Raw genomic sequence first — 23,077 nt, 5'->3', positions numbered from 1 at the left:
CGCCGCGAACCGTACAACCGGATGTGCCCACCGCGCGCGATCGGCGCCGGGCCGGGGGCACGGCGGTCACGGGCCAGGCTGGGGAGAACCGACATGTCGGTGTTTCATGCGTTCCGCTCGGCGGGCGGACAGCGCGGGGGCGAGGACGCGCGGGAGCACGGGGACGGGCCGGGCGGAGGCGACGCGCCTCCGGCGGGGCGGGCACGGCGCGTCGCGGGATGGGTGACGACGGCGCTGGCGTGCGCGCTGGTGCTGTTCGCCCTGGACGCGCCGGACCGGCTCGGCCGGCTGTCGGCCGGGCAGTTCGTCCGGATCCCGGTGGAGGCGCTGGTCGTCGCGGCGCTGGCGCTGGTGCTCCCGGCGCGGGCGCGGCGGTGGGTCGCGGCGCCGGCGGGCGCGGTGCTGGGGGTGCTGGTCATCCTCAAGGTCCTCGACATGGGCTTCGACGCGGTCCTGGTGCGGCCGTTCAACCCCGTCTTCGACTGGAGCTTCCTGCGGCCGGGGTTCGAGTTCATCGACACCTCCGTCGGCCGCCCGGCCGCGATCGGCCTCACCGCGCTCATCGTGCTGCTGGTGGTCGCCGTGCCGGTGCTGATGGCGCTGGCGGTGCTGCGGCTGACCCGGCTGGCCGCCCGGCACCGGGCGTGGACGGGCCGGGGCGTCGCGGTCCTCGGGACGGCGTGGGTCGCGTCCGCCGCGCTGGGCGCGCAGGCCGTCCCCGGCGTGCCGCTGGCTTCGGGCGGCGCCGCCCGGCTCGCCTACGACCACGCCCGGCAGGTGCGGACGAGCCTGAAGGACCGCGGGGTGTTCGCCAGGCAGGCCTCGGTAGACGCCTTCCGGAACACTCCCCCGAGCCGGATGCTGACGGGACTGCGCGGCAAGGACGTCGTCCTGGCGTTCGTGGAGAGCTACGGGCGCTCGGCGGTCGAGCACCCGGAGTACGCGCCCCAGGTGGACGCGGTGCTGGACGCGGGCACCCGGCGGCTGAAGGAGGCCGGGTTCGGCGCCCGCAGCGGCTACCTCACCTCCTCGACGGCGGGCGGCGGCAGCTGGCTCGCGCACTCGACGCTGCTGTCCGGGCTGTGGATCGACAACCAGCAGCGGTACCGGACGCTGACGTCGAGCAGCCGGTTCACGCTCACCCGTGCGTTCGGCGAGGCGGGCTGGCGGACGCTCACCGTCCAGCCGGCGATCACCCGGGCGTGGCCGGAGGCGTCGTTCTACGGCTACGACAAGGTCTACGACGACCGGAACCTCGGCTACAAGGGGCCCCGGTTCAGCTACGCGACCATGCCCGACCAGTACACGCTGAACACGCTGCAGCGCGACGAGCTCGCCGCGTCCGGGCGCCGGCCGGTGATGGCGGAGCTGGCGCTGGTGTCGAGCCACGCGCCGTGGGCGTCGATCCCGAGCCCGGTCCCCTGGAACGCGGTCGGCGACGGGTCGGTGTTCGACGGCATGGGCAAGGGCGAGAACGCGGCGTGGCCGTCGTCCGGGAGGATCCGCGGCGAGTACCGCAGGTCGATCGAGTACACGCTGAACACCCTCGTCTCCTACATGCTGACCTACGGGACGAAGAACACCGTGCTGGTCTTCCTCGGCGACCACCAGCCCGCGCCGACGATCGCGGGGCAGAACGCGAGCCGGGACGTCCCGGTCACGATCGTGGCCCGCGACCCGGCCGTGCTGGACCGGATCTCCGGCTGGGGCTGGCAGGACGGGCTGCGCCCCGCGCGGACCTCGCCGGTCTGGCCGATGAGCACGTTCCGCGACCGCTTCCTGACCGCGTTCGGCTCCACGCCCGCCGCCTCTCCCCCGCCTGCGGCGTCGCACAGGTGACGCCGCGCCCCGATGGTGGGAGGTTGGGAGGATGAGGCCGGCGGCGGTGGCGCTCGCCGTGGCCGCGCTGCTGACCGCGATGGCCGCGGCGATGGTCACGGCCGCCGTGCAGCAGACGCCGACGATCGACGAGCCGGTGTACGTCGGGGCGTCCGTGCTGTACCTGCGCGAGCACGACCTGCGCGACAACCCGGAGCATCCGCCGCTCGGCAAGCTGATCATCGGGATCGGGACGGAGGCGGCGGGCGTCCGCCTCGACCGGTCCTACACCGGCCCGGAGGAGGCGGTCGGGCAGCACCTGCTGTACGCCTCGGGCAACGACCCCGGCCGGGTGATGCTCGCCGCCCGGCTCCCGATGATCGCGCTGACGCTGCTGTTCGGGCTGGTCGTCCTCGCCTTCGCGCGCGACCTCGCGGGCACGGCGGCCGGGCTGCTCGCGCTCGGCCTGTACGCCTTCTCGCCTGACGTCATCGCGCACGGGTCGCTCGCCACGCTGGACGTGGCGGCGGCCGGGTTCGTCCTCACGGCCGCGTGGCTGCTGTGGCGGGCGCGCGACCGGCCCCTGCCGTACCTGCCGCTCGCCGGCGCCGCGCTGGGGGCGGCGCTCGCCACCAAGATGAACACGCTCGCGGCCGTCCCGGTGCTGGCGGCCCTCGCGGCCGTGCCGGTCTGGTCGGCGTCCCGCCGCGGGGACGGCGGGACGGCGGGGAAGGCGGTGCTGCGCGCCGCCGCGGCGGCGGCCGGGGTCGCGGCGGTCGCGGTCGCGGTGGTGTGGGCGACCTACCTGGCCGTCGACCCGCGGCTGCGGTGGACGGCACCGCCGGGCCTGCCCTCGATCGGCGGCGTCCGGGGGCTCCTCGCCGGCGCGGCGCCCTTCCCCCGGCCGTACCGCGACGGGATGCGCCTCCAGTTCGGGTTCGAGGACGCGACCTGGACCGGGTTCCTGTTCGGCCGCCACTACCAGGGCTCGCTCTGGTACTACCTGCCGGCCGCGCTGCTGGTGAAGACGCCGCTGGGGATGCTCGCGCTGTGGCTCGCGGGCGCGGCGGCCATGCTGTCGGTGCGGCGCCTGCGCCCGGCCGCCCCGTACGTGCTCCTCCCCGCCGCGGTGCTGCTGGCCGCCGCGATGGCCGGGTCCCGCGACCTGGGCGTCCGGTATGCCATCTTCGTCCCGGTCTTCCTGGCGGTCGCGGCGGGCTGCGCCGCCGCGTTCCCGTGGCGGTGGACGCCCGCGGCGGCGGCCGCGCTGGCGCTGGCCGTCGCGGTCAGCTCCGTCCGGACGTTCCCGTACTACCTGCCGTACTCGAACGAGGCGTTCGGCGGGCCGTCCAGGACGCACCTGCGCCTCCACGACTCCAACGTGGACTGGGGCCAGGACCTCGGGCGCCTCGCCGACCGGCTCCGCGACCGGTACGCCGGGCGGCCGGTCTGGCTCGCCTACAAGGGCAGCGGCGTCCCGGCGAGCTACGGGATCAGCGCCGCCGACCCGCTCGCGGTCCCGCCGGACCGGGTCCGCGGCATCCTCGCGGTGTCCGACAGCTGGATCGACAAGGCCGATCCCCGCATACTCGCCCTCATCGGAACGAGCGAGCCGATCGACGAGGTGGGCCACTCCATCACCATCTACCAAAGGCCCGCACCCGGGACGCGGTAGGCCCGCGCGGCGCATGCACCGCGCGGTGCTGGAGATGTAGACAGGACGACACGCTGAAGGAGAGGGCGCCATGCTGGTCCGAGAGGCGATGACCTCGCCCGTCGTGACGGTCCCGCGGACGGCCACGGTCCGCCAGGCCGTCCGGGTCCTGCACGAGCACGACATCACCGCGCTGCCCGTCGTCGACGGCAACGGCCGGCTCGTCGGGATCGTCAGCGAGATGGACCTGCTGCGCGGCGCGTTCGAGGCCGACCCGCGGGCGTTCTCCCGCCCCGTCGCCACCCCGGCCGCGCCCCCGCCGCGGCTCGTCGAGGAGGTCATGACGCCGGACGTGGTGACCGCGCGGCCCACCACCGACGTCGCCGAGCTCGCCGAGACGATGATGCGGACCCGGCACAAGAGCGTCCCGGTGCTGGACGGCGCGGTGCTCGCCGGCATCGTCAGCCGCCGCGACCTGATCGCGCTGCTCGCCCGCGGCGACGCCCGGATCCGGGACGACGTGCTCGCCGCCATCAACGAGTACGGTCCCGGCGGGCACGCCTGGGAGGTGTCGGTGCGCGACGGCGTGGTGGTGCTGACCGGTCCGGCCGACGAGGCGGCACGGCGCGTCGCGGACGTGCTGGCCCGGACGGTTCCCGGCGTCACCCGCGTGTCGGTGCGCACCCCCGAACCCGGCGGGGCCCCCGGCGGGACCGGCTGAGACGATGGACCCGTCGGGGGAGGGAGCCATGATCAGCCTTCGTGCGCGCCGCGCCCGGGCGGCCCTGCTGCGGCTGCGCCGCCGGCTCGGCTTCGAGCGCAACCCGCTGCGGCGCGGCGTCGACCGGCGGCAGCGCGCGGTCGGGATCGGCGCGGTGGCGGTGTTCGCCGCGGTGGCGGCGCCCGCGTGCGCGTGCGCGGCGTCCATCGCCTACGCCGCCGGGATCCGGGCGGAGCGCGCGGAGGCGGCCGGGCACCACCGGGTCACGGCACGCGTGGCGGGCATCGAGAAGCAGGACGACGGCGAGCAGCGCTACACCTACGCCCGGCTGGCCTGGAACGCCCCGGACGGCCGGGAGCACTCGGCGGTGATCGCCGCCGGGCGGACGGCGCGGCTCGGGGCGGCGCTGCGGATCTGGGTGGACGCGCGGGGCGAGATGTCGCGGCGGCCGCAGGACCGCACCGACACCGTGGCGGGCGCCGTCTTCGCCGGCGCGGGCGCCGCCGGCGGCGCGGCGCTGCCGCCCCTCGCCGTCTACCTGCTCGTCCGCCGCCGCTGCGACCGCGACCGCGAGGAGATGTGGGACGCCGCGTGGGCCCGGCTGGACCGTCCGCACATCGGCTGACCCGGCCGCCCGCCCGCCGGGTCGTGCGCGCCCGGCGGACCGGTGCGCGCCCGCCGGTTCCGGCCCGACGATCATGGGGTATGCGCACCTCTGGGGCCCGGTCTGCGGGCCGCCGCTCCGGCCGGGACGATCGGGTGATGATGCCGCGATGACGATGCTGCCATGACGGAGAGCCAGGAGGGATCCGCCGGGCCGCTGTCGGACCGGACGGCGTGGGCCCGTAGCCTGCAGACGCCGCTGCGGGAGTTCCTGCGCACCGAGACCGGCGGCGCGGTCGTGCTGCTGGCCGCGACCATCGCGGCGCTCGTGTGGGCGAACGTCTCCGTCTCGTCCTATGAGGCGTTCTGGGGGACGCAGGCGTCGCTGCGCGCCGGCCGCCACGCCCTCTCGATGGACCTGCGGACCTGGATCAACAGCGGGCTGATGACGCTGTTCTTCTTCGTCGTCGGGCTGGAGGCGCGCCGCGAGTTCGACATGGGCGAGCTGCGCGAGCGGCGGCGGCTCGCGCTGCCGCTCGCCGCCGGGATCGGCGGCATGGTCGTCCCGGTGGCGATCTACCTCGCGATCAACGCGGGCGGCCCGGCCCTGCACGGGTGGGGCACCGCGATGTCCACCGACACGGCGTTCGCGCTCGGCGTGCTGACGCTGGTCGGCAAGCGGTTCCCGGGCCGGCTGCACGCCTACCTGCTCACCGTCACCGTCGTCGACGACCTGGTCGCGCTGCTGGTGATCGCGACCGTCTACAGCGAGGACGTCAAGGCCGGGCCGCTGCTGATCGCGGTCGGCCTGCTCGGCGTGACCCTGCTGGTCCGCGCGGCGGGCGTGTCCCGGATCGCGGTGTACGCGGTGCTCGGCGCCGCGGCGTGGCTGGCGCTGAACTCCTCCGGCGTCGAGCCGATCGTCGTCGGCCTGGCCATGGGCCTGCTCACCTACGCCTACCCGGCCGCCCGCACCGACCTGGAGCGGGCCAGCGAGGTGTTCCGGCTGTTCCGCGAGCAGCCCACGCCGGAGCTGGCCCGGTCGGCGCGGACGGGCGTCGCCGCGGCGATCTCGCCGAACGAGCGGCTCCAGCAGCTGTACCACCCGTGGACCAGCTACGTGATCGTCCCGCTGTTCGCGCTCGCCAACGCGGGGATCCCGGTGAGCGCCGGGTTCCTCCGGCACGCCTTCACCTCGCCGGTGACGCTGGGCATCGTGGCCGGGTACGTGATCGGCAAACCGGTCGGCATCCTCGGGCTGTCCTGGCTGGTGGCGGTGGTGAGCCGGGGCCGGCTCCGGCCGCCGGTCGGGTGGGCGGCGGTCGGGGGCGGCGGCGCCATCGCCGGGATCGGCTTCACCGCCGCGCTGCTGATCGCGACGCTGGCGTTCACCGGCGACCGGCTCGCCGAGGCGAAGGTCGGCATCCTGTCGGCGGCGCTGCTGGCGACGGTGCTGACCTGGCTCGTCGTCCGGGTGACGGCGCTGCTGCCCGCCCGGCCGCGGGTGGTCGCGCTGCTCGGCACGGCGCAGACCGTGATCGACCTGGCCGCCCCGGTCGACCCGGAGCGCGACCACGTCCGCGGCCCGCACCGCGCGCCGGTCACCGTGGTCGAGTACGGCGACTTCGAATGCCCGTACTGCGGCCAGGCCGAGCCGGTGATCCGCGAGCTGCTCGCGGGGCAGGGCGACGTCCGGTACGTGTGGCGGCACCTGCCGCTCACCGACGTCCACCCGCAGGCGCACCTCGCGGCGCAGGCCGCCGAGGCCGCCGCCGCGCAGGACGCGTTCTGGGAGATGCACGACCTGCTCTTCCGGCACCAGGACGCGCTCCAGGCCAAGGACCTCGTCCGGTACGCGGGCGAGCTCGGCCTGGACCTGGCGCGGTTCCGCGACGACATGCGCCGGTCCGCGGGCTCGGCCCGGATCGCCGAGGACGTCGACTCCGCCGACCTCAGCGGCGTCTCCGGCACCCCGACGTTCTTCGTCAACGGGCGCCGCCACCACGGCGCCTACGACCTGGAGAACCTGCAGCACGCCGTCCGCATCGCCCGCAAGCTCGCCGCCATCCGCGCCTAGCCTCGTCGACCCGCGGCGAGTGGACGCGGGATCGTCAGGGGTTGCGGACGAACGCGATGTCGAGAGGGCCGGCGCCCAGGGTCGTGCTCGGGGGGCCGCCGCGGACCGTCGTGACGACCTCGTCGGCGGAGGTGTCGATGACCGAGACCGTGCCCGTCATGCCGTTGCCCACCCAGACCTCCGAGCCGTCCGGCGTCGCCGCGACGGACGCGGGACGCCGGCCCACCGGCACGTCCGCGAGGTGCCTGCGGCCCGTCGCGTCGTAGACGCCGGCCGAGTCGGAGTTCATGTCCGCGACGTAGACCTTCCGGCCGTCCGGGGTGACGGCGACCGCCCAGGGTTCCGCGCCCGCCTCCACCCGGCGGGTCACCGCGCGGCGCGCCGCGTCCACCACGTACAGCAGGTCCGCGTCCGGCCGCGTCGCGTACACGCGGGAGCCGTCGGCGCTCACGGCGACGCCCTGCGCGTCCGGGACGCCGGGGACCTTCCCCGCCACCTCGCCCTTCGCCGTGTCGATGACGGCGAGGCCGCGCGCCGTCGTGACGTAGGCGTCCTTCCCGTCCGGCGCGAACGCGATCCGGCGCGGCGCCGCGCCGACGTCGATCCACCGGGTGACGGTGTCGGTCCGGGTGTCGATGGCGGCGACCGTGCTGGACCCGCCCGGGCCGGTGTCGCCGCCGGTGACGGCCGCGTACGCCTGCGAGCCGTCCGGTGAGACGGCGACGTCCTGCGGGTGGGCGCCCACCACGATCGGCGTCGCCCGCAGCGTGGCCGCGTCCACCGCGATCACCTGGTACCGGCCGGTGGCCGCGACGTACACCTTCCGGGCGTCCGGGGTGACGGCGACCCCCTCGGCGGTGTCGGCGCGGATCGCGGTCGAGGTGACGGTGTGGGCGGCGACGTCCACCCGGGCGACCCGGCCGGCGCCGGCCAGCGCGATGTAGGCGGTGTACCCGGCCCCCGCGGGCCGGCCGCGCACCCACGGCGACGGCGCGTGCGGGACGCTCGGCCGGACCGGACGGGACGGCGGGGCCCCCGGCGGCCGCGGCGCGGGCGGAACGAACGCCGCCCAGGACGGGGCGCCCGGCTGGACGCCCTGCTCGCCGGACGGCCCGGCGCCCGGGTCCGGACCCGGCGCCGCGGTGGACGCCGCGGGCGCGGCGATCAGCGCCGTGCCCGCGGCGGCGCACGCCGCTGCGAGGCCGAGCCCTCGCAGTCCTCGCACCATGTCGGTCTCCTGTCGCTGTCGGTGCGGTTCAGCGCCGCGGGCGGGGCCGCGGGCCGTGCTCCTGGACGGGCGGGGTCTGGTCCGCGCCGGGAAGCGCGGGCGGCGGGAGGGACGTGACGCCGGCGACCGCGTCGGCGAGGGGCTTCTTGGTGCCGGGCAGGATCGGGAACGCGTCCTGCCCGCCGGGCCGCCTCCCGAAGTCGAACGCCGACGTCAGGTCGCCGAACGCGGCGCGGCGCCAGTCGCTGATGTTCGGGATCTCCACGCCGGTGAGCCGCTCCAGGAACCGCAGTGGGGAGGTGTGGTCGAACGGCTCGCCGGCGATCCAGCCGCCGCGCGTCCACGGCGACACGATGACGCACGGGACCCGGAACCCCGCGCCGATCGGCACGCCGTCGACGAACTCGCCGTCGGTGCCGGGCGGCGGGGTCGGCGGCGGGACGTGGTCGAACAGCCCGTCGTTCTCGTCGTAGGTCAGGATGAAGACGGTCTTGGCCCACACGTCGGGGTTGGACGCGATCGCGTCGATCTTGGACGCGACGTAGTCGGCGCCCGCGGCGGGCGTGTAGTCCGGGTGCTCGGACTGGTAGCTGGTCGGGATGATCCACGACACGGTCGGCAGCCGGTCGTTCGCCGCGTCGTACTCGAACCGGCCCGCCGAGTACGCCCGCATCCCGTTCCGGTACAGCGGGGAGCTCGTCGGCGCGTCCTGGTAGGCGGCGAAGGGCTCCAGGATGTTGCAGCCGTAGTTGTCGGCCTCCTGGTACACCCTCCAGGTCACGCCCGCCTCGGTCAGCGCCTCCGGGTAGGTGTCCCAGGTGTAGGGCTCCGGGGCGGCGTTGCCGGTGACGGGGCCGCCGTCGTCGCCGTCGGGGTCGATGCCCGCGGTCATCAGGTACAGCCGGTTCGGCCAGGTCGGGCCGAGCACGGAGCAGTGGTAGCGGTCGCAGACGGTGAACTGCTCGGCCAGCGCGTAGTGGAACGGGATGTCCTCGCGCGTGTAGTACCCCATGACGTAGGGGGCGTTGGCCCCGTCGGCGGCGCGGTGCGCGGCCAGCCACCCGTCCATCCGCCCGTTGTTCCAGGCCGCGTGCTGGACGCTCCACGCGTGGCTGGTGGACGGGATGGCCTGCGCGCTGCTCCTCGCCGTGTCGAGGTGGAAGGGCAGCACGTAGCCGGCCTCGTTGACGTCGTCGGGCTGGTGGAACACCGACCGGCCGGTGCTCAGCGTGATCGCGGCCGGGTCGGAGAACCCGGCCACCCCGGGCAGTGTCCCGAAGTAGTGGTCGAAGCTGCGGTTCTCCTGCATCAGGATCACCACGTGCTTGACGTCCTCCAGCCGCCCCCGCCCCCGCCCCCGCCCCGGCTGGGCGGCCAGCGCGCGGCGCACGTTCGGGGGCAGGAACTCGGCGGCGAACGCCGCGGCGGTGGCGGCGCCCGCCGCCGACAGCAGCCGCCGCCGCGTCAGCGGCACGCCCGGGCCGGCCGGGCGGCGCTCCCCCCGCCGCTCACCAGTCAAGATCACTTCGCGAGCGTAACCCGCGTGACCTGGGCCTCCGCGGATCCGTGCGGCGCTCGGCGAGCCGGGCCGGGACGCGACGCCCCGGCCCGGCGGGCCGCGGCTCAGCGGGCGTAGACCTCCAGGGTCCACGTCCCGTCCGGCTTCACGCCCTTCATCTGCTTCGCCAGCGCGGCGTCGCCGGTGCCGACGGTGCTGTGCAACGTGGCCGCCTCGGACGGCAGCACGGCGACCTCGACGGCGCGCGTCCCTCCCGCGGCCTCGGTGTCCCAGACGACGCCCTTCGACTCGGCGGCCTCGCATTCGACGACCTTCGCGCGGCCGGCGATCCGGACCACCGCGCGCGCCGCGCCGTCCACGCACGTCACCCGCAGCCGCAGCGGCCTGCCCTGCGGCTGCTCCGGCACCATCAGCGGCATCGTGCGGGTGCGGCCGTCGGCGGTGCCGGAGGCTCGTGCCAGCAGCTTCAGCCCCGTCACCGGAAGCTGCGGGGCGGGGGCCACACGCCGCATCAGCCTGCAGTTGGCGGACTCGCACGGCCCGCTGTAGACGCGGACGCTCCAGGTGCCCGGCACGGGCCGGCGCCCGGCCAGGTACCGGTGGAGCTCGGCGGGGGCGCTCACACCGCCGAGGTGCCGCTCCTCGTCCCTCGAAAGGACCGCGATCTGGACGGTGGTGGGAACGCCGGGGGTGGTGAGCATGTACTGCGCTCCGCCGCAGTCGGCGTTCGCCAGCTCTCCGTGCACCACCTCGAAGCTGGTGGCGGTGTTCGAGCAGTAGGTCGTGAACATCGTGTACGGCCCGGTCGGGGTGAACGTGATGCGAGCGAGCCGCCCGTACCAGGCGAACCGCCTCTCCGTCACCGGCTTCAGTCCCTCGACCGGACGGCTCTTCGGAAAGGCCCGGTCGACGGCGCCCGTGATCGCCGATCCCTGCTGCGGGCCCGGTGGCCCGCCGGGTCCCCCGGACCGCTGGACGACCCCGAAGGAGGCCCCGGCCGCCAGCACGACGCCGAGGGCCCCGGCGACGGCACGGCGCCGGTTGCCGCGCCGGACGCGGCGGCGGACGCCGTCCAGCAGGTCCGGCGAGGGGGCGCCGCCGGCGCTCTCGGCCTCCATGACCGCGGTCAGGTCCCTGAGGTCGTAGGCCATGTCACTCCCCTCCTCGCGGCGCGGCGGCCAGCACGCCGGGATCGATCCGGAGCTTGGCCAGGGCCTTGCTGGTCTGGCTCTTCACGGTCCCGACCGAGCAGCCGAGGATCGCGGCGACCTGCGGCTCCGACAGGTCCTCGAAGAAGCGCAGCACCACCGTGGCGCGCTGGCGCTGCGGCAGCCGGCCGAGCGCGGCCCACAGCACGGCCTTGTCCTCGGCGGCGCCGATGCCGTCGGCCGGGTCGGGCCCGTCCGGCGGCCGCTCCGTGGGCCGCTCGCCGCGCCAGCGCCGCTTCGCCCACGACGCGTGCGTGTTGACGAGGATCCGGTACACGTACGGATCGGGGTTGTCCCCGACCCGCCGCCACGCCCGCCACGCCTTGACCAGGGCCGTCTGCAGCAGGTCCTCCGCCTGCGCCCAGTCGCGGCACAGCAGGTAGGCCGTCCTGAGCAGCCGCGGCGACCGCTCCGTCACGTACGCCGCGTAGTCCGGTCGCTCGCGCATCCGACCTCCCAGTAGATCTTCCGCCGACATCTACCGGTCGGCCGGCCGCAATGGTTGCCCGGCCGGCCCATGATCCTTTTTGGGCTAGGGTCGTGGCACGTCAGCCGCCGCGCGAGGAACAGGAGCGCCGATGTCCTACCCCGAGCCCCGCTATCTCGGCGACGCCGGTGAGAACAGCGCGACGCTGCGGCCCGGCGACGCCCCGCCCGACCTCCGCATGGGGCCGCTCGACGCGCAGGGCGTCCCGACCGGGACGCGGGTGCACTACCTCGGCACGGGCGGTTCCACCAACGGGGCGTTCGGGCTGTACCGGTGGGAGATGGGCCCCCGGCCGTCGGGCCCGGACCCGCACTTCCACCGCACGATGACCGAGTCGTTCTACATCCTGTCCGGGACCGTCCGGCTGCACGACGGGACGGGCTGGCGGGACGCCGCGCCGGGCGACTTCCTGTTCGTCCCCGAAGGCGGCGTCCACGCCTTCCGCAACGAGTCGGGCGAGCCCGCCTCGATGCTGCTGCTGTTCACGCCGGGCGCGCCGCGCGAGGGGTACTTCGAGGAACTCGCCGAGATCGCCGCGACCGGCCGCGAACTCAGCGACGAGGAATGGACGGAGTTCTACCACCGCCACGACCAGTACATGGTGTGACGGGAGGGTCCTACTTCCCGCTCTTGGCCCTCGCCTTGGCCTTGCCGCTCTTCTTCTTCGGCGCGGAGGCGGCCGCGGCGGCCTTCTTGCCCTTCTTCGGCGCCTTGTTCCGCGCCTTGTCCTGCGCCGTCTCCTGCGCCGTGTCCGGAGTCTTCTTGGCGGCGGCCTTCTTGCCCTTCTTGGGCTTCTTCGGCCGGGCGGGGGCGCCGTCGGCGGGCACGGCCTCCACCACGGCGGCCTCGGCGGGCGCGGGGGCCGCGTCGGCGGGGGCGGTGCTCTGGGCGACGCGGTTGCGGAAGGTCTGCCCGAACCGGAACGTCGGGACGAGCGCGGCGGGCACCTCGACGGGCGCCCCGGTCCGCGGGTTGCGGGCGCTGCGCGCGGGGCGGGAGGAGCGGTCGAACGCCCCGAACCCGGTGACGACGACGCGCTCCCCGGCGGACACCGCCTCCATCACCGCCTCGAACAGGGCGTCGACGTGCCGGCGCGCGACCGCCTCCTCGCCGCCCGCCCGCTCCGCCACGGCCTTGACCAACTCGCTGCGATTCATGCGCCCTGCCTCCATTGCGGCTTTTCGTGGGCTCAGGCTAGCCCAGCGTGACCGCTGAAATCCCTGGATACGGCGGGATTTCCGGGTTCGCGGGCGGCCGGACGCGGCGCCGGGTCACGGTTGGTAGCGGTACCCCATGCCGGGTTCGGTGAGCAGGTGGCGGGGACGGGTCGGATCGGGCTCCAGCTTGCGGCGCAACTGGGCCATGTACTGCCGCAGGTAGTGCGTCTCGCGGGTGTACGACGGCCCCCACACCTCGGTGAGCAGCTGGCCCTGGCTGATGAGCTTGCCGGGGTTGCGCAACAGGATCTCCAGCAGGTGCCATTCGGTCGGGGTGAGCCGGACCGGGGTGCCGTCCGCGGCGGTGATGGTCTTGGCGGCGAGGTCGACGGTGTGCGCGCCGACGGCGGCGGTGGGCGCGTCCTCGCCGGGCGCGGCACGGCGGCCGACGGCGCGGATCCGGGCGATCAGCTCCTCGATGGTGAACGGCTTGGTGACGTAGTCGTCGGCGCCCGCCTCGAGGGCCTCGACCTTGTCGCGGCTGCCCGCGCGGCCGGACAGCACGATGATCGGGGTGCGGGTCCAGCCGCGCAGCCCGTGGATGACGTCCAGGCCCTCGATGTCGGGGAGCCCGAGGTCCAGGACGATCAGGTCGGGGTGCCAGTCGCCGGCGCGGCGCAGCGCGGTGGTGCCGTCCGCGGCGGTCTCCACCTCGTAGTGGCGGGCGCGCAGGTTGATCCGCAGCGCCCGCAGGATCTGCGGTTCGTCGTCGACCACCAGCACGCGCGTCATGACGCTCCATTCTCCCGGACGGGCAGGACGACGATCATCGTCAGCCCGCCGCCGGGGGTGTCCTCGGGGATCAGCTCCCCGCCCATCGCCTCGGTGAGGCCGCGCGCGAGGGCGAGGCCGAGCCCGACGCCGGAGTGGTTGTCGCGGTCGTCCAGCCGCTGGAACGGCTGGAAGACGCGGTCCCGGTCGGCGGCCGGGATGCCGGGGCCGCGGTCGGCGATCCGCAGCTCGACGCGGTCGCGCAGCGCCCCGGCCGTGATCAGGACGGGCGCCCCCGGCGGGTTGTAGCGCAGCGCGTTGGAGATGAGGTTGACCAGCACGCGCTCCAGCAGCGCCGGGTCCGCCTCGACCTCGGGCAGGTCGCCGGGGATCGCGACGCTGACGTGCCGGGCGGCGGCGCCGATCTCGTCCAGCGCGGGCGGGACGACCTCGTCGAGCGCGAGCGGGCGGGGGGCCATGCCGAGCACGCCCGCCTGCAGCCGGCTCATGTCGAGGAGGTTGGCGACGAGCCGGTCGAGCCGGTCGAGGGACTCCCCCGCGGTGTCGGCGAGTTCGGCGCGCTCCTCGGCGGTCCAGTCGATCTCGGTGTTGCGCAGGCTCTCGACGGCGGCCTTGGCGGACGACAGCGGGGTGCGCAGGTCGTGGCTGACGGCGCTGAGCAGGGCGGTGCGCATCCGGTCGACGGCCTCCAGCGGGCGGGCCCGCTCGGCCTCGGCCTCCAGCCGGCGGCGCCGCAGCGCGGCGGCGGCCTGCGCGGCGAACGCCTCCAGGACGCGCCGGTCCCCGGCGGGCAGCGGGCGGCCGCGCAGCGCGAGCGCGAGGTCGTCGCCGATGGGGATCCCGGTGTCGCCCTCCTCCGGCACGGTGCAGGGCCGCCCGCCGGCGGTCGTGACGACCTGCCAGCGCGGCGGGTCGCCGGTGCGCTCCAGCAGCGTCACCGAGTCGAGGCCGAACGTCTCGCGGAGCCGGCCGAGCAGGGCGTCGAGCTCGTGCTCGCCGCGCAGCACGTTCCCCGCGAGGGTGGACAGCACCTCGGCGTCGGCGCCGAACCGGGCGGCCTCCCGGGAGCGCCGCGCGGCGGTGTCCACCACCCCGCTGACGCCCGCCGCGACCAGCAGGAACACCGCGAGCGCGATCAGGTTCTCGTGCTGGGCGATGGTGAGGGTGTGCAGCGGCGGCGCGAAGTAGAAGTTCAGCAGCAGGGAGCCCGCCACGGCGGCCAGCAGCGCGGGCCACAGCCCGCCGGCGAGCGCGACCGCGACGACCGCCGCGAGGAAGAACATGATCTGGGTGGGCAGCGAGATGGAGCCGCGCAGCGCCGTGAGCGCGAAGGTGAGCAGCGGCAGGCCGAGGACGGCGAGCGCGTAGCCGGTCAGGCGGCGCCGCAGCGGCAGGTTCGGGCCGCCGTCCTTCGGCCGGCGCAGGCTCCGGTGGGCGTGCTCGTGGGTGACCATGTGCACGTCGATCGGGCCGGACAGCGCGGTGGTGGTGACGCCGACGCCGGGCAGCAGCGCCCGCGACAGCCGGCTGCGCCGCGACACGCCCATGACGAGCTGCGTGGCGTTCACCGCGCTCGCGAACTCCAGGAGCGCGCGCGGCACGTCGTCGCCGACGACCTGGTGGTAGGTGCCGCCGAGGCCCTCGACGAGGTTGCGCTGGCGGGCGAGCAGCGCCGGTTCCGCGCCGGCGAGGCCGTCGCCGCGGGTGACGTGGACGGCGAGCAGGTCGGCGCCCTTGGTGCGGTCGGCGATGCGGGCGGCGCGGCGGATGAGGGTGTCGCCCTCGGGCCCGCCGGTGAGGGCGACGACGACGCGTTCGCGGGCCTCCCACGTCCGGTCGATGCCGTGGTCGGCGCGGTACCGGTCGAGCTGCTCGTCGACCTTGCCCGCCAGCCAGAGCAGCGCCAGCTCGCGCAGCGCGGTGAGGTTGCCGACGCGGAAGTAGTTCGACAGGGCCGCGTCGACCTTCTCGGGCGCGTAGACGTTGCCGTGCGCCATCCGGCGGCGCAGCGCCTCCGGCGCCATGTCGACCAGCTCCACCTGGTCGGCGCGGCGGACCACCTCGTCCGGGAGCGTCTCGCGCTGCGCGATCCCGGTGATCTCCTCCACGACGTCGTTGACCGACTCCAGGTGCTGGACGTTGACGGTGGAGATCACGTCGATGCCGGCGTCGAGGATCCGCTCGACGTCCTGCCAGCGCTTGGCGTCGCGGCTGCCGGGGACGTTGGTGTGCGCCAGCTCGTCGATCAGCGCGACCGCCGGGGCCCGGTCGATCACGGCCTGCGCGTCCAGCTCGGTGAAGCTCGCGCCGCGATGGGTGACGGTGCGGCGCGGGACGGCCTCCAGGCCGTCGAGCAGCGCGGCGGTGCGCGCCCGGCCATGCGTCTCGACGTAGCCGACGACGACGTCGGTGCCGCGTTCCAGCCGACGCCTGCCCTCGCAGAGCATCGCGTAGGTCTTGCCCACGCCGGGGGCCGCCCCGAGGTAGACGCGGAGCCGCCCCCTGCCCATGGCCTGCCTTCCCCTCTCAGCCCCGGAAGGGGGCCGCCTCGTCGAGTGCGATGTTGAGCTTCAGGACGTTCACCACCGGGTCCCCCATGAACCCGGCGGCGCGCCCGGTGGTGCTCGCGTCGATCATCCGGGCGACCTCGGCGGCCGGCACCCCGCGCACCCTGGCGATCCGCGGGGCCTGCAACCGCGCGTAGGCGGGCGAGATGTCCGGGTCCAGGCCGCTGCCACTGGCGGTGACGGCGTCGGACGGGACGGCCGGCCGCGCGGGGGCGTCCCCCCGCACGGGCACGATCACGTCCTGGCGGTGATCCTGTCCTGCGGCGCATTCGACCCTGACACCACGGTATTCGGACAGGAACGGCGTCGCCGGGCAGGGCTCGTTGACGCTGATCGCCCGGGTCGGGTGGGCGACGTTCCCAGCGGCGTCGCGGGGGCCGGACACCGCGAGCACGGCGCCCGCGCCGCCGGGCGTGCAGTAGGGGCGGCGCCCGTCCACGCCCTCCAGCCCGCCGACGGCCCTGCTGCGCGCGCAGACCTGGGACAGCAGGCTCGGGCCGTCCGCGCTGTCGACGACGTCCTCGGGCCCGAGGTTGCTCGCGCCGGACGACGTCGGGTCGTAGCCGTCGCCCGCCGCGGACGGGCGGCTCTGGAAGTACTGCTTCAGCGGCCGTCCCTGCGCGTCGGTGAACGGCTGCCCGATCAGCGCGCTGCCGACCCTACGGCCGTCCGCGCTGACGGAGGACCCGTCGGCCTTGGCCTTCAGGCCGGGCAGCTGCGCGACCGCGGTGACGGCGAGCGGGTACAGGACGCCGCAGACGGCGGTGAGGACGAGGAGCGCCCGCAGCGCGGCGGCGTGCCGGCGCAGCGGGTTCTGGAACATGCCCATCAGGAGATCCCCGGAACGAGTTGGACGAGCAGGTCGACGGCCTTGATCCCGGCGAACGGGGCCACGACGCCGCCGAGCCCGTAGACGAGCAGGTTGCGGTTGAGGAGGCTGGACGCCGATCCGGGCCGGTACCGGACGCCGCGCAGCGCCAGCGGGATCAGCGCGACGATCACGAGCGCGTTGAACACGACGGCGGACAGGATCGCCGACCGCGGGCTGTGCAGCCGCATGACGTTGAGGGCGTCCAGGCCCGGGTAGAGGCCGGCGAACAGCGCCGGGATGATCGCGAAGTACTTGGCGATGTCGTTGGCGATCGAGAAGGTGGTGAGGGCGCCGCGGGTGATGAGCAGCTGCTTGCCGATCTCCACGATCTCGATGAGCTTGGTCGGGTCGGAGTCCAGGTCGACCATGTTCCCGGCCTCCTTGGCGGCCGAGGTGCCGGTGTTCATCGCCACCCCGACGTCGGCCTGCGCGAGCGCGGGCGCGTCGTTGGTGCCGTCGCCGGTCATCGCGACCATCCGGCCGCCGGCCTGCTCCCGCTTGATCAGGGCCATCTTGTCCTCGGGCCTGGCCTCGGCGAGGAAGTCGTCCACGCCGGCCTCGTCGGCGATGGCCCTGGCGGTGAGGGGGTTGTCGCCGGTGACCATGACCGTCCGGATGCCCATGGCGCGCATCCGGGCGAACCGCTCGCGCATCCCCTGCTTGACGACGTCCTTGAGGTGGACGACGCCGAGCACCCGCGCCTTGCCGCCGTCCTCGGCCTCGCCGACGACGAGCGGGGTGCCGCCCGCCGCGGAGATGCCGTCGACCACGCCGGCCAGCTCGGCCGGGACGGTGCCGCCGTGCTCGCGGATCCACGCGGACACCGCGCCCGCCGCGCCCTTGCGGAGCCGGCGGCCGCCGACGTCCACGCCGGACATCCGGGTCTGCGCGGCGAACGGGATCCACTCGGCGTGCGCCAGCTCCCCCGGGTGCCGCTGCCGCAGCCCGTACGCGGTCTTGGCGTGCACGACGACCGAGCGGCCCTCCGGCGTCTCGTCCGCCAGGCTCGACAGCTGCGCCGCGTCGGCCAGCTCGGCGGCGGTCACGCCGCCGACCGGGACGAACTCCGACGCCTGCCGGTCGCCGAGGGTGATCGTGCCGGTCTTGTCCAGCAGCAGCGTGTCGACGTCGCCGGCGGCCTCGACGGCGCGCCCGGACATGGCGAGGACGTTGCGCCGCACCAGCCGGTCCATGCCCGCGATGCCGATCGCCGACAGCAGCGCCCCGATCGTGGTGGGGATCAGGCACACCAGCAGCGACACCAGCACGATCCCGGTGACGCCGTGCGGGCCGACGGCGGCCCCGGCGGACGCGCCGGGGTGCTCGGCCCACGCGTAGACCGCGAACGGCTGGAGCGTCGCGGTCGCGATGAGGAACGCGATCGTCAGCGCGGCGAGCAGGATGTTCAGCGCGATCTCGTTCGGCGTCCTGCGCCGCGACGCGCCCTCGACGAGCGCGATCATCCGGTCGACGAACGACTCGCCGGGCCGCTGGGTGATCTTCACGACGATCCGGTCCGACAGCACCCGGGTGCCGCCGGTGACGGCGCTGCGGTCGCCGCCGGACTCGCGGATGACCGGCGCGGACTCGCCGGTGATCGCCGACTCGTCCACGCTGGCGATGCCCTCGACGACGTCGCCGTCGCCGGGGACGGTCTGCCCGGCCTCCACCACGACGACGTCGCCCTGGCGCAGCTCGGTGGCCGGCACCTCCTCCTCGCCGCCCGCGGCGCCGGGCCTCCAGCCGGTGAGGCGGCGGGCGGTGGTGTCCCGGCGGGTGCGGCGGAGCGCGTCGGCCTGCGCCTTGCCGCGGCCCTCGGCGACCGCCTCGGCCAGGTTCGCGAACAGCACGGTCAGCCACAGCCACACCGCGGTGGCGGCCGCGAACGCCGACGGGTCGCGGACGGCGAGGACCGTCGTCCAGAGCGCGCCGATCTCCACGATCAGCATCACGGGGTTGCGCCACATCGCCCGCGGGTCGAGCTTGCGGAACGCGTCCGGGAGCGCGGCCCGGACGGCGGGCGGGACGGGGGCGGGCATCAGCGGATCCCTTCTGCCAGCGGGCCGAGGGCCAGCGCCGGGAAGAACGTGAGCGCGACGAGGACGAGCGTCACGCCGGCGACCATGCCGACGAACTGGGGGCGGTGGGTCGGCAGCGTCCCGGCGGAGGCCGGCACGGGCGTCTGCCGGGCGAGCGAACCGGCGAGGGCCAGCACCAGGACGATCGGGAGGAAGCGGCCGAGCAGCATCGCCAGCCCGAGCGCGACGTCGTAGAACGGGGTGTTCACGGTGAGGCCCGCGAACGCGGACCCGTTGTTGTTGGAGGCGGAGGTGAAGGCGTACAGCACCTCGGAGAAGCCGTGCGGCCCGCCGTTCAGCATGGACGCGCGCGGCCCGGGGAACGCCATCGCGATCGCCGTGCCGGTCAGCACGAGCGCGGGGGTGACCAGGAAGTACAGCGACGCCAGCTTCATCTCCCGGGCGCCGATCCTCTTGCCGAGGTACTCGGGCGTCCGGCCGACCATCAGCCCGGCGACGAACACCGTGATGACGGCCAGGATCAGCATCCCGTAGAGGCCGGAGCCGACGCCGCCCGGCGCGACCTCGCCGAGCATCATGTTCAGCATCGCCATGCCCCCGCCAAGGCTGGTATAGGAGTCGTGGAAGGAGTCGACGGCCCCGGTCGAGGTGAGCGTGGTGGCGGTGGCGAACAGCGCCGAGTCGACGATCCCGAACCGCGCCTCGGTGCCCTCCGCGGCCGACCCGGCGGCCTGCGGGACGGTGCCGTGGTGCGCGACCTGCGCGGCCGTGGTGGCGCAGACGCTCAGCACCGCGAGCACGCCCATCACCGCGGCGATCGCGTACCCCTGCCGCTTCTGCCCGACCATCCGCCCGAACGTGCGGGGCAGCGCGGAGGCGATGACGACCAGCAGGAAGATCTCGATCCAGTTCGTCCAGGCGGTGGGGTTCTCGAACGGGTGGGCGGAGTTGGCGTTGGTGAAGCCGCCGCCGTTGGTGCCGAGCTCCTTGATGGCCTCCTGGGACGCGACGGGCCCGCCGGTGACGGTCTGGGGGTGCCCGGCGAGCGTCTCGACGGTGTGCGGGCCGGCGAGGTTCTGCACGGCGCCGCCCGCGACCAGCACCACCGCGGCGACGGCGGCGATCGGCAGCAGGATCCGCAGGACGCCCCGGGTGAGGTCGACCCAGAAGTTGCCGAGGTCCCCGGTGCGGCGCCGCGCGAGGCCGCGCACGAACGCCATCGCGACCGCCATGCCAGCGGCCGCCGACACGAAGTTCTGCACGGCCAGGCCCGCCATCTGCACCAGGTGGCCCATCGTGGACTCGCCCGAGTACGCCTGCCAGTTCGTGTTCGTCACGAAGCTGACGGCGGTGTTCCAGGCGACGTGGTCCTGGACGTTCCGCATGCCGAGGCTCAGCAGCAGGTGGCTCTGCACCCGCTGCAGCCCGTACAGCAGGAGCACCGAGACCAGCGAGAACGCCAGGACGCTGCGCGCGTAGGCGCCCCACGCCTGCTCGGCGTCGGGGTCCACGCCCATCGTCCGGTAGAGGGCGCGCTCCATCCGCCAGTGCTTCTTGGACGAGTAGACGCGGTGCATGTGGTCGCCCAGCGGCACGTGGACGGCGGCCAGCGCGAGGAGCAGGGAGCCGATGAACACGGCGCCCGCGGTCGTGGCGCCCATCAGAACCGCTCCGGGAACAGCAGTGCCGCGACGAGGAAGACCGTGAGGAGCACGGCCAGCACCAGGCCGACGGCGTTGTCGACGGTCACAGCCGCCCCACCGCCTTCGCGGCCAGGCCGAGCAGCGCGAAGACCGCGACGGTCAGCACCACGAGCAACAGATCAGTCATGCCTGTAGAGAACACCCTCTATCAGGGCAAATACGGCATCTTGACGCGTTCCCTACGCCGCCGCCCCCGATCTTCACGCGTTCACCACACCGCCGCGCCCGGGTCCGGCCAGACGCGCCGCGCGGCGGCCGCGAGGGGTAGGCTCGCGTCACCGAGCCGGTGACGAGGCGTGAGGGAACCGTCCATTGAGCGTGATCAACGTCGGCCAGTCCATCGTCCTCGGCGTCGTCGAGGGCCTCACCGAGTTCCTCCCGGTGTCCTCGACCGGGCACCTGAAGATCGCCGAAGGGCTCATGGACGTCCCGGTGGACGACAAGGGCGTCGTCGGGTTCACCGCCGTCATCCAGGTCGGCGCCATCGCCGCCGTCCTGGTCTACTTCTTCTCCGACATCGCCCGGATCGTCGGGGCCTGGTTCAAGGGCCTGGCGAACAAAGAGGAGCGGTACCACCACGACTACAAGTTCGCCTGGTGGGTCATCTTCGCCACCATCCCCGTCGTCATCGTCGGGATCGCCGCCAAGCCGCTCATCGAGGGGCCGCTCGCCTCGCTGTGGGTGGTGGCCGGCTCGCTGATCGGCGGCAGCATCGTGATGTGGCTCGCCGACCGGTACGGCCGCAACAAGCGCGGCGAGGACGACACCGGCTTCTGGGACGCGATGCTCGTCGGCTCCTCGCAGATCCTCGCGCTGCTGTTCCCCGGCTTCTCCCGGTCCGGCGCGACGATCTCGACGGGCCTGCTGCTGAACCTCGACCGCCTCGCCGCCACCCGCCTGTCGTTCTTCATGGGCATCCCCGCGCTGACCGGCGCCGGCCTGTACGAGCTGCCCGGCGCCCTCGGGTCCGGCGAGGGCGCGCTGCCGCTCGCGATCGGCACCGCGGTGTCGTTCGTCGTCGCCTACGCCTCGATCGCCTGGCTGCTGCGGTACGTCGCGCGGCACACGTTCACCGCGTTCGTGGTGTACCGGATCGTGATCGGCCTGCTGCTGTTCGGGCTGCTCGGGGCCGGCACGCTGAACGGCTGACCCGGCCTCCCGCGGGGACGCCGGGGCCTCGGCGGGGCGTCCGCCGGTCAGGCGCGGCCATGGGGCAGACTGGCACGGTCCGCACGGCCGGCTCGCGGACCGCGCGCCCGACCGTGTCCCCATCCGCATACGGAGCGTTGCGCACCCATGACAGACCAGATGCAGGCCGGGACCGTCGCGATCAGCGGCCACGAGGGCGCCGGGCTCGAGGCGTACCTGGCCCGCCCGCTCGGCGACCGGCCGCGCGGCGGCGTGGTCGTGATCCACCACCTGCCCGGCTACGACGAGGGCACCAAGCAGATCACCCGCACCTTCGCGGCGCGGGGCTACGCGGCCGTCTGCCCGAACCTGTACTCGCGGGAGGGCAAGGGCGTCGCCCCCGACGACCAGGCCGCCGCCGCCCGCGCCAAGGGCGGCGTGCCCGACGAGCAGCTCGTCGGGGACGTCGCCGGCGCCGCCGCGCACCTCAACGGCCTGGAGGGCGCCAACGGCAGGATCGGCGTGATCGGGTACTGCTCGGGCGGGCGGCAGTCGTTCCTCGCGGCGGTGTCGCTGGACCTCGACGCGGCCGTCGACTGCTACGGCGCGTTCGTGGTGAAGGAGCCGCCGGCGGACTCCCCGCTGAAGGCGGGCCCGCTGATCTCGCGGGCCGCCGACCTGTCCTGCCCCCTGCTCGGGCTGTTCGGCGGGGAAGACCGGTTCCCCTCGCCGGACGAGGTCGCCGAGCTGGACGCGGAGCTGACGCGGCTCGGCAAGGAGCACGAGTTCCACAGCTACCCGGGCGCCGGGCACGCGTTCTTCGCCGTCGAGCGGGCCTCCTACCGGCCCGAGGCCGCCGTCGACGGCTGGAAGCGCATCTTCGACTTCTTCGGCCGGCACCTCGCGTCCTGAGGGAGGACACCCGCATGTGCACCTACCAGACCCACAAGGTCGAGCTGGCCGGGGCCGCCAAGGGCGCGTCCGGCTGGTTCGCGCTGACGGACGGGGCGGTCTACGTCGACCACCCCTTCCACTCGACGAACGAGCACACGCTGAACATCGACTTCACGAACCCGTCCGAGGGGCCGTCCGCGCGGGTCGCCGTGGAGCTGACCGAGGAGGCGGCGCTCGCGCTGGTCGAGGCCATCCAGAAGGCCCTCGCCTCCGCCCCGCCCGGCATGGCCTCCGCCGCCGGGCCGCGCACCGCCTGAGCCCGGCCCGGGTCCCCCGGGCGGGCGCGCGCCCGGCTCGGAGGCGGCCCGGCCGGAGTATTTCAGAGTAAATCGGTAGGAATAGTTGCATAGTGTCGCCCCGGCGTGTTCTCATACCGGCATGCGCCTCCGGCCCCGCCTCGTCCGCCGCCGCCACGTGGACCTGCTCCGCGTCACGGCCGCGGGCTGTCCGGCCTGACGACCCGCCCGCGGCTCCGTCCCGCGGAGCCCGCCCGTCCCGTCCCCCCAGGTCCGGCGCCCCGCCCAGGGCACGAGCCGGCCGCTCGCCCGAGG

At 74.8% G+C, this 23,077-nt stretch carries 21 protein-coding genes; 10 read left to right on the top strand and 11 right to left on the bottom strand.

Translation table 11 applies throughout. The annotated features are described in order from the left end of the window. Positions 1 to 93: 93 nt before the first annotated feature. The 5 genes from J4557_RS27040 to nhaA all read left to right on the top strand — a co-directional run bounded on the left by J4557_RS27040 (position 94) and on the right by nhaA (position 6,873). Entirely contained in the window at positions 94 to 1,839 is a 1,746-nt protein-coding gene (locus tag J4557_RS27040; protein ID WP_208269558.1) for an alkaline phosphatase family protein, read from the top strand. 31 nt (positions 1,840 to 1,870) lie between these two features. After that, positions 1,871 to 3,493 (top strand): ArnT family glycosyltransferase, encoded by a 1,623-nt coding sequence (locus J4557_RS27035; protein WP_208269557.1) that lies wholly within the window; start codon positions 1,871 to 1,873, stop codon positions 3,491 to 3,493. A 70-nt stretch (positions 3,494 to 3,563) separates the two neighbouring features. Further along, positions 3,564 to 4,193, top strand: coding sequence for a CBS domain-containing protein (locus tag J4557_RS27030; protein ID WP_208269556.1), 630 nt, complete (start codon positions 3,564 to 3,566; stop codon positions 4,191 to 4,193). 28 nt (positions 4,194 to 4,221) lie between these two features. Beyond that, positions 4,222 to 4,818, top strand: a complete 597-nt coding sequence (locus J4557_RS27025) for an Rv1733c family protein (protein WP_208269555.1) — start codon at positions 4,222 to 4,224, stop codon at positions 4,816 to 4,818. A 162-nt stretch (positions 4,819 to 4,980) separates the two neighbouring features. After that, entirely contained in the window at positions 4,981 to 6,873 is a 1,893-nt protein-coding gene (gene nhaA, locus J4557_RS27020) for a Na+/H+ antiporter NhaA (RefSeq protein ID WP_208269554.1), read from the top strand. Between the two features lie 34 nt (positions 6,874 to 6,907). On the opposite strand, the gene J4557_RS27015 is transcribed toward nhaA, so the two are convergent. From J4557_RS27015 to J4557_RS27005, 4 genes are all read right to left on the bottom strand, one after another. Then, a complete protein-coding gene (locus tag J4557_RS27015) occupies positions 6,908 to 8,101 on the bottom strand; it encodes a YncE family protein (protein ID WP_208269553.1) in 1,194 nt (397 codons plus the stop codon). A 28-nt stretch (positions 8,102 to 8,129) separates the two neighbouring features. Beyond that, entirely contained in the window at positions 8,130 to 9,626 is a 1,497-nt protein-coding gene (locus J4557_RS27010) for an alkaline phosphatase family protein (RefSeq protein WP_307800233.1), read from the bottom strand. Positions 9,627 to 9,724: 98 nt separating this feature from the next. Continuing rightward, on the bottom strand, positions 9,725 to 10,771 hold the full coding sequence (locus J4557_RS49895) for a hypothetical protein (protein ID WP_243776408.1): 1,047 nt from the start codon (positions 10,769 to 10,771) through the stop codon (positions 9,725 to 9,727). 1 nt (position 10,772) lies between these two features. Further along, positions 10,773 to 11,276 (bottom strand): SigE family RNA polymerase sigma factor, encoded by a 504-nt coding sequence (locus tag J4557_RS27005; RefSeq protein WP_208269551.1) that lies wholly within the window; start codon positions 11,274 to 11,276, stop codon positions 10,773 to 10,775. Between the two features lie 130 nt (positions 11,277 to 11,406). On the opposite strand from J4557_RS27005, the gene J4557_RS27000 reads away from it, so the two are divergent. Continuing rightward, positions 11,407 to 11,922 carry a cupin domain-containing protein gene (locus J4557_RS27000; protein ID WP_208269550.1) on the top strand — a complete coding sequence of 172 codons (516 nt, stop codon included), beginning with the start codon at positions 11,407 to 11,409 and terminating at the stop codon, positions 11,920 to 11,922. A 10-nt stretch (positions 11,923 to 11,932) separates the two neighbouring features. Here J4557_RS27000 and J4557_RS26995 read toward each other — a convergent pair whose 3' ends face one another. From J4557_RS26995 to kdpF, 7 genes are all read right to left on the bottom strand, one after another. Then, on the bottom strand, positions 11,933 to 12,472 hold the full coding sequence (locus J4557_RS26995) for an HU family DNA-binding protein (protein WP_208269549.1): 540 nt from the start codon (positions 12,470 to 12,472) through the stop codon (positions 11,933 to 11,935). A gap of 114 nt (positions 12,473 to 12,586) precedes the next feature. Further along, positions 12,587 to 13,264 carry a response regulator gene (locus J4557_RS26990; RefSeq protein ID WP_208269548.1) on the bottom strand — a complete coding sequence of 226 codons (678 nt, stop codon included), beginning with the start codon at positions 13,262 to 13,264 and terminating at the stop codon, positions 12,587 to 12,589. After that, entirely contained in the window at positions 13,261 to 15,774 is a 2,514-nt protein-coding gene (locus J4557_RS26985) for a DUF4118 domain-containing protein (protein ID WP_208269547.1), read from the bottom strand. The genes J4557_RS26990 and J4557_RS26985 overlap by 4 nt, the downstream gene beginning before the upstream one ends. A 16-nt stretch (positions 15,775 to 15,790) precedes the next feature. Beyond that, complete coding sequence (locus tag J4557_RS26980) at positions 15,791 to 16,660, bottom strand: potassium-transporting ATPase subunit C (RefSeq protein ID WP_208269546.1); 870 nt, start codon at positions 16,658 to 16,660, stop codon at positions 15,791 to 15,793. Then, positions 16,660 to 18,741, bottom strand: a complete 2,082-nt coding sequence (kdpB, locus tag J4557_RS26975; RefSeq protein WP_208269545.1) for a potassium-transporting ATPase subunit KdpB — start codon at positions 18,739 to 18,741, stop codon at positions 16,660 to 16,662. Before kdpB ends, J4557_RS26980 begins: the two co-directional genes overlap by 1 nt. Continuing rightward, the gene (gene kdpA, locus J4557_RS26970) at positions 18,741 to 20,402 is read right to left on the bottom strand and encodes a potassium-transporting ATPase subunit KdpA (RefSeq protein WP_208269544.1); all 1,662 of its coding nucleotides are present in this window, start codon (positions 20,400 to 20,402) and stop codon (positions 18,741 to 18,743) included. The genes kdpB and kdpA overlap by 1 nt, the downstream gene beginning before the upstream one ends. Next, entirely contained in the window at positions 20,402 to 20,491 is a 90-nt protein-coding gene (gene kdpF, locus J4557_RS26965) for a K(+)-transporting ATPase subunit F (RefSeq protein ID WP_208269543.1), read from the bottom strand. The genes kdpA and kdpF overlap by 1 nt, the downstream gene beginning before the upstream one ends. A gap of 271 nt (positions 20,492 to 20,762) precedes the next feature. On the opposite strand from kdpF, the gene J4557_RS26960 reads away from it, so the two are divergent. The 4 genes from J4557_RS26960 (at position 20,763) to J4557_RS52230 (ending at position 22,982) form a co-directional block, all read left to right on the top strand. After that, positions 20,763 to 21,593 carry an undecaprenyl-diphosphate phosphatase gene (locus tag J4557_RS26960; RefSeq protein WP_307800248.1) on the top strand — a complete coding sequence of 277 codons (831 nt, stop codon included), beginning with the start codon at positions 20,763 to 20,765 and terminating at the stop codon, positions 21,591 to 21,593. A 147-nt stretch (positions 21,594 to 21,740) separates the two neighbouring features. After that, positions 21,741 to 22,484 carry a dienelactone hydrolase family protein gene (locus tag J4557_RS26955; protein WP_208269541.1) on the top strand — a complete coding sequence of 248 codons (744 nt, stop codon included), beginning with the start codon at positions 21,741 to 21,743 and terminating at the stop codon, positions 22,482 to 22,484. 14 nt (positions 22,485 to 22,498) lie between these two features. After that, positions 22,499 to 22,783 (top strand): DUF6295 family protein, encoded by a 285-nt coding sequence (locus J4557_RS26950; protein ID WP_208269540.1) that lies wholly within the window; start codon positions 22,499 to 22,501, stop codon positions 22,781 to 22,783. 121 nt (positions 22,784 to 22,904) lie between these two features. After that, positions 22,905 to 22,982: a putative leader peptide gene (locus J4557_RS52230; protein ID WP_372442534.1), complete on the top strand. Its 78-nt coding sequence runs from the start codon at positions 22,905 to 22,907 to the stop codon at positions 22,980 to 22,982. Positions 22,983 to 23,077 lie beyond the last annotated feature (95 nt).

Source organism: Actinomadura nitritigenes (assembly GCF_017573545.1).
In the GTDB taxonomy this organism is placed as follows: domain Bacteria; phylum Actinomycetota; class Actinomycetes; order Streptosporangiales; family Streptosporangiaceae; genus Spirillospora; species Spirillospora nitritigenes.
Note: the sequence above shows the minus strand (reverse complement) of the source record. Positions and strands in the feature narration are given on the sequence as shown.